Source organism: Streptomyces sp. ICN903 (assembly GCF_022015835.1).
Classification (GTDB): Bacteria; Actinomycetota; Actinomycetes; order Streptomycetales; family Streptomycetaceae; genus Streptomyces; species Streptomyces fenghuangensis.
In genome coordinates this window covers 1-6,080 of sequence record NZ_JAKMAY010000313.1, presented here as the reverse complement: position 1 = coordinate 6,080, position 6,080 = coordinate 1, and the positions used below count along the sequence as shown (strand labels likewise).

Here is a 6,080-nt window from a genome sequence, read left to right as displayed (position 1 = left end):
GGCCCCGTATTCGGCCCCGACCCCGGTCCCGCCTTCGACCCCGATCTCGATCTCGCCCTGGCGCGGATCATCCGGGCGCCGCGCGCGACCGTCTGGCGCGCCTGGATTGACCCCTCCCGGCTCGAACGGTGGTGGGTCCCTGCCCCGGCCCGCTGCCGGGTGGACCATCTGGAGCCCAGGCCCGGCGGTGCGTTCGTGACACGGCTGAGCGAGGACGGGGCCGGGTTCGTCCCGCACCTGGACGCGTGCTTCCTCGCCGTCGACGAACTCCACCGGATCGTGTTCACCAACGCGGTCGACAGCGCCTGGCGCCCTGCGGATCCCGCCCCGGTCGCGATGACCGCCACGATCACACTGGCCGATCACCCGGAGGGCACCGACTACCGGATGGTCGTGCGGCACGGTGACCCGGAGGCCCGCGCCCGTCACGCGAAGCTCGGCTTCGCCGAGGGCTGGGGTTCGGTCGCCGACCAGTTGGCCGCCCTCGCCGAGAGCACGGTCACGCGGCGGGCTCCGCGATGAGGGTCGCCGTCACCGCCTTCACCACGCTCGACGGGGTCAGCCAGGGGCCCGGCTCGCCGGACGAGGACACCAGCGGCGGTTTCGGCCGCGGCGGCTGGCTCGTGCCCCACATCGACGGGACGTTCGTCCGGCGCGCCTCCGAGTGGCTCGACCTCGCCGACGGCCTGCTGCTGGGCCGGCGCACCTACGAGGCGTTCGCACGCGACTGGCCGGCGATCACCGACCCGGCCGATCCGTTCGCCGAGCGGATGAACACACTGCCGAAGTACGTCGTGTCCAACACCCTCACCGAGGGGACCTGGCACCCCACGACCGTGCTCAGGGGCGATCCGCTCCGCACGGTCGCCGAGCTCAGGACGCGGCCGGGGCGGGAGATCCAGGTCCACGGCAGCGCCCGCCTGGGGGACGCGCTGCTGGCCGCGGGCCTGGTCGACACGCTCCGCCTCGTGGTCGCGCCCACGGTGCTCAGGGCCGGCCGCCGCCTGATGTCCGGCCCCGGCGCCCCCTTCGGTCTCCGCCTGACCCGCCACGAGGCGACGCCGAACGGCCTGCTGCTCCTGGAGTACGAGACGACGGGCGAGGCGCCACAGGGCACGTACGAGGGCGTCACCGCCTTCGTCCGGTAGCCCGGCGGGCACGACCGGTATCCGCGGACCGGTCCCCGGGCCCGACACCATCGCCGCGGTGGGCGGTGTGAGCGCCCGGGGCGATCACTACTCTGCACGAGTGCTCTCCTACGACGAGTTGACTTCACCGGAGCGCGAGCTGTGGGACGCGTTCCCCGAGGGGCGCCGTGTGGACCTGCGCACGGGTGCGCCCGGGGACGACCGTGTCACCGAGGGTGGGCGGTGGGGCCGTGAACGGACGGTCCGGGCCGCCGTGATCGCGGCACTCCTCCTGAACGCGAACGCCGCGCGGCAAGGCACCGTCGCGTGCCTGAGGCTCGCCGGGGCGCGGGTGTCCGGGCACCTGAACCTGGCCGGTGCCCAGGTCGCTCACGCCCTCTGGCTCGAGGAATGCTGGTTCGAGGAGGGCGTGGATCTCTCCGGTGCGTCGGCCCGGTCGATCGCGATCACGGGCAGCCGGGTGCCCGGGCTGGAAGCCGGGATGGTCCGTGTCGACGGGCGTCTGGACCTGCGGCGCTCCCGCCTGGAGCGCGGCCCCGCCTCGCCCTTCCACCGCAGGGCCACCGCCTTGTCGCTCATCAACGCCCATGTGAGCGGCGCCGTCAACCTCGGTGGTGCCGAGATCGCCGCACCCGGTGAGTGGGCGGTGTCCGCCGGCGGACTGGTCGCGGAGGGCGGCGTCTACTGCCAGGACGGATTCGTCGCGCACGGTGAAGTCCGCCTCATGGGAGCGCAGTTGCCGGGCGGACTGCACATGCGGGGTGCCCTGCTGGAAAGCCCCGCTCCGCGCGGGGCCGTACTCGCCCTGGACAACGCCGCGGCCTCGACACTCGACTTCTCCGGCGGGTTCACCGCGGGCGGGACCGTGCGGCTGCGCGGCGCTCAGGTCACGGACAGGCTGACATTCGAGGGGGCCGTCCTGAACGGGCCGCCCGGTGGCGGCCCGGCTCTGGTCGCGATGATGGCGCAGGCCGCCGACTTCGACCTCACCCTCGCCCGACCGCCGTCCGGCACCGTGGACCTACGGGGCGCACAGGTGTCCTACCTCCACGACGGCGACCACAGCTGGCCGGACGTGGTGGAGCTGGACGGCTTCGTCTACGGCTCCATCAGGGCGGGCGGGACCGGCCGGCGGCGGGAGGCGGTGGGGCACCGGGACTCCGTGGCCCGCCGTGTGGCGTGGATACGACGCAGCCCGGGCTACAGCCCGCAGCCCTACGAGCAGTTGGCGGGCTGGTACCGGAAGGCCGGCCATGACGACGATGCCCGCCGTGTCCTCCTGGCGAAGCAGCGTCACCGGCGCCGTACCCTCCACCCGGCCGCGCGCGCATGGGGGCACCTGCTCGATGTGACCGTCGGCTACGGCTACCGCCCGTGGCTGGCCGGCGTCTGGCTCCTCGCACTGACCCTGCTGGGCACCCTGTCCTTCGCCGCGCACTCGCCCGAGCCGGTCAAGCGGGACGAGGGCGCGCCGTTCCATCCCCTCGTCTACACACTCGACCTGCTGATCCCCATCGGCAACCTGGGCCAGCGCACGGCCTGGTACTGGCCGGAGGCCGGCGTGCAGGGGCTGGCGTACCTGCTGGTCGCCTTCGGCTGGGTACTGACGACCGCCGTCATCGCGGGCGTCACCCGCGCCCTGCAGAAGAACTAGTGGCCCGAACGGCCTGCTGCGCCTGGAGTGCGGGACGACGGGAGACGTCACAGGGCACGCGCTCCCCCAGCCTCCGGCCGGGGGTGCCCCCATGCCGCGTTGGCCGGAAGCCCGGGCAGGACAACCGCATGCGGCTTCCGGCCGCCTCGCGATCGCGTCCCCCCGGCCCTGCGGGCCCGGGGAGGCCCCGGCACCAGGGCACCTCGCCACCGGAAAGACCTTGGCTGACGCGGCACTAGTTCCTGTGCAGGGTCCGGGTCACGCCCGCGACAACGGTGGTGGAGAGCACCCAGCCCGCGGCGGTCAGCGCGTACGCCAGCCACCGGCAGGCGCCGTCCGTCCAGTACCAGCCGCTGCGCTGGCCGAGACCGCCGATGGGGATCAGCAGGTCGAGGCTGTACACCAGGGGCTGGAAGGGGGCGCCCTCCCCCGGCTTCACCGGTGAGGGGGAGCCGGCCCCGAAGACGAGCGTGCCGAGCAGGGCCAGCGTGAGGAGCCAGACGCCGGCCAGCCACGGGCGGTAGCCGTAGCCGACGGTGGCGTCCAGCAGAAGGCCCCACATACGCCCGGCCGGGTGCAGCGTGCGGTGGTGGTGGCGCTGTTTCGCGAGGAGCACCCGGCGCGCGTCACCATCGTGGCCGATCCGCCGGTACCAGGCCGCGAGTTGTTCGTAGGGCTGCGGGGCGTATCCGGGGTTCCGGCGGATCCACGCCAGCCTGCGCGCCACCTCGTCCCCCGCGGGCGTTCCGTCTCCCCCCGCGCACCCGCCGGACTCCGGCGTGGTCTCCTCGAAGCGTATGGAGCCGTACGTGAACCCGTCCAGCAGTACTTCCTCCGGCCGGCTTCGCTCACTGTCCCGGTACCAGGCCGCCTGCACGAACCGGAGGTCCACGGTTCCCGAGGGCGGTACGGCCGGCCTGAGGTCGAACTCCCCCACCTGCATCGCCGCGCAGTCCAGAGCTGTGCCGTTCCCGTCGAGGTGTGCTCCCTCGAAGGTCAGCAGGTTCTCCACCCGGGCGTTCCGCAGCCGCACAGCCCCTCGCGCGGTGAATCCGCGGGAGCAGTCCACTGCCGGGGCTGCCACGCCGCCGGCGGCGAGCGCGACGCCACCGGGGTTCTCCAGCCGCGTACCCCGCAGGAACAGGCCGCTGGACAACCGTGCTCCGGGCAACCGCAGTCCGCCCCGGGTGGTGAGCCGGTCGCCGAAGAAGCCGCCCTCCACCCCGAGGCCGCCCGCGAGCACCGCCCACTCCCCCGGGCCGGATACACCGGCGTCCGTCAGAAGCAGGTTTCCGGTCACACGGGCGTTGACGAGGATGAGGGGGCCGCCCTCGACGACCGACCGGCGCAGGTCCAGATCGCCCTCGATCCGGGCGAGTTCGGCATCGATTCCGGGGATCCGGCTGCCGGTGATCCGGATCGTTCGTGTCGTGGCCCCGCTCAGACCGATCCCCTCGTCCAGCCCGCAGTCCTCCAGCGACAGCATGTGGGGGATCTCCGCTCCGGACAGATCGAGGCGGCCGGTGATCCGCGCACCGGCGAGGCGCAAGGCCGCGACGGCTCCGGGGCGCTCCTCCTGGTTCGCGCCGAGCAGCAGTGCCGTCACGACCGCCGCGCGGATCGGGTGCCCGGGGCTTTGCCGGGCACCCGCGTCGGGGGTGTCCGGCCCGGATGTGCCCGTACGCAGGTCCACTGGGCGCCCTTCGGGAAAGGCGTCCCACAGTTCACGTTCCGGCGGGGTCAGGTCGGCGTACGGCAGCACCCGTAAAGAGTAATGATCTGCTCCCGCCCGGCCGCCCCGTACCGGGCGGGGCTAAAGCGTCGCCGCGTCGCGGGAGGGGGCGGCGGTACTGGCGCGGACGGTCAGGGCGGGGTCGGGAGCCCGGCGGTGCTCGACGCGGTGACCGGCGACGACGTCCCTGAGCCGGCGGGCGGCCAGGGCTCCGTAGGCGGCGATGTCGCGGCGCAGCGCGGTCAGTCCGGGGTGGACCAGCCGGCACAGCGGCGAGTCGTCCCAGGCGACCAGGGAGACGTCGGCGGGGACGCGGACGCCCAGGCTCTGCGCGGCGCTCAGGCCGGAGACGGCCATCACGTCGTTGTCGTAGAGGATCGCGGTGGGGCGGTCCTCGCCCTCCAGCAGGGCGCGGGTGGCGGCGCAGCCCTGTTCGCCGCTGTAGTCGGCCTCCACGCTCCGGCCGGTGACGCCGCGCTCGGCGGTGGCGGCGGCGAACGCCTCGGTGCGCAGGAGGGTGTGTCGCAGGGTGGCTGGCCCGGTGACGTGGGCGATGGAGCGGTGCCCGAGGTCGGCGAGGTGGGCGATGGCGGTGCGCACCCCGGCCGCGTCGTCGCTCCACACCGCGGGCAGGCTTCCGGTGCCGACGGGTGCGCCGATCACCACGGCGGGCAGGCGCAGCTCCTCCAGTGCGCGTATCCGGGGGTCGTCCACCCGCAGGTCGACCAGGAAGACGCCGTCGACCTTGCGCTGGGCCCACCAGGCCCGGTAGGTGGCCGTCTCGGCGTCCGTGTCGGGCGCGACGGTGAACAGCAGGGAGGTGCCGTCCCCGGACAGCTCGCCCTGGATGCCGGAGACCAGCTGCATGAAGAACGGCTCGATGCCCAGGGAGCGGGCCGGGCGGTCCACCACCAGCCCGAAGGCGCCGGCCCTGCCGTCCGAGAGGGCCCTGGCCGCGCTGTTGGGCTGCCAGCCCAGCTCCTCCGCGATGGCGAGCACTCTGGCGCGGGTCGCCTCCGACACCCCGGGGCGGCCGTTGAGCGCGAAGGACACCGCGCTCTTGGTGACCCCCGCACGGCGGGCGATGTCCACCATCGTGGGACGCTTCACCGCTTCTCCCTCCCGCCCGCGGTCGCCGGCGAACCGGGGCTCATCCTAGAGCGGCCCGCTCACGCCCGGAACACGCGTTCCGAAGGCCGGCCGAAGGTCCCGGCCCGGCCCCGGGGAGGGCCCGCACATCACCCGCGCCCGCCGGGGTAGGAGGCGAAGAGGACAACCGAGCGCAAAGGGTGCGGCTCGCCGCGGCGGGCACCCGTGAACAGCTGGAGGAACCGTGCCGGGCATTCTGAGCAAGATCGCCATGTTCGCCCGTACCCCGCAGGGTCGCCGAATGACCGCGAAGGCCAAGAGGATGGCGTCCGACCCCAGGAAGCGGGCCCAGGCCAAGCAGGCCCTGAGCAGGCTGCGCGGCCGGGGGCCGGGACGCCACTGAGAGGTACCGCCCCTGCCCGGCCCGCCGCCCCCGGGTACGGCCTCGCCCCCGGGC

Annotated in this window: 6 protein-coding genes; 4 read left to right on the top strand and 2 right to left on the bottom strand. The window is 74.0% G+C overall.

The features are described from left to right. The 3 genes from L7D48_RS24245 to L7D48_RS24235 form a co-directional block, all read left to right on the top strand. On the top strand, positions 1-522 hold a 522-nt coding region (locus L7D48_RS24245), incomplete at its 5' end, for an SRPBCC domain-containing protein (RefSeq protein ID WP_237882472.1). After that, positions 519-1,148 carry a dihydrofolate reductase family protein gene (locus L7D48_RS24240; RefSeq protein ID WP_237882470.1) on the top strand — a complete coding sequence of 210 codons (630 nt, stop codon included), beginning with the start codon at positions 519-521 and terminating at the stop codon, positions 1,146-1,148. The genes L7D48_RS24245 and L7D48_RS24240, both read left to right, overlap by 4 nt. 100 nt (positions 1,149-1,248) lie before the next feature. After that, entirely contained in the window at positions 1,249-2,802 is a 1,554-nt protein-coding gene (locus tag L7D48_RS24235) for an oxidoreductase (protein WP_237882468.1), read from the top strand. 235 nt (positions 2,803-3,037) lie between these two features. Here L7D48_RS24235 and L7D48_RS24230 read toward each other — a convergent pair whose 3' ends face one another. Further along, complete coding sequence (locus L7D48_RS24230; protein ID WP_237882466.1) at positions 3,038-4,564, bottom strand: oxidoreductase; 1,527 nt, start codon at positions 4,562-4,564, stop codon at positions 3,038-3,040. Positions 4,565-4,615: 51 nt separating this feature from the next. After that, on the bottom strand, positions 4,616-5,644 hold the full coding sequence (locus L7D48_RS24225; protein ID WP_237882464.1) for a LacI family DNA-binding transcriptional regulator: 1,029 nt from the start codon (positions 5,642-5,644) through the stop codon (positions 4,616-4,618). A gap of 223 nt (positions 5,645-5,867) precedes the next feature. Between L7D48_RS24225 and L7D48_RS24220 the strand changes: the two genes are divergently transcribed. Then, positions 5,868-6,026 carry a hypothetical protein gene (locus L7D48_RS24220; protein ID WP_237882462.1) on the top strand — a complete coding sequence of 53 codons (159 nt, stop codon included), beginning with the start codon at positions 5,868-5,870 and terminating at the stop codon, positions 6,024-6,026. The last annotated feature ends 54 nt before the right edge of the window (positions 6,027-6,080 follow it).

Excerpts from the sequence above, each read along its gene's own strand:
- L7D48_RS24240 (WP_237882470.1), top strand. The coding sequence starts at position 519 with ATGAGGGTCGCCGTCACCGCCTTCACCACGCTCGACGGGGTCAGCCAG.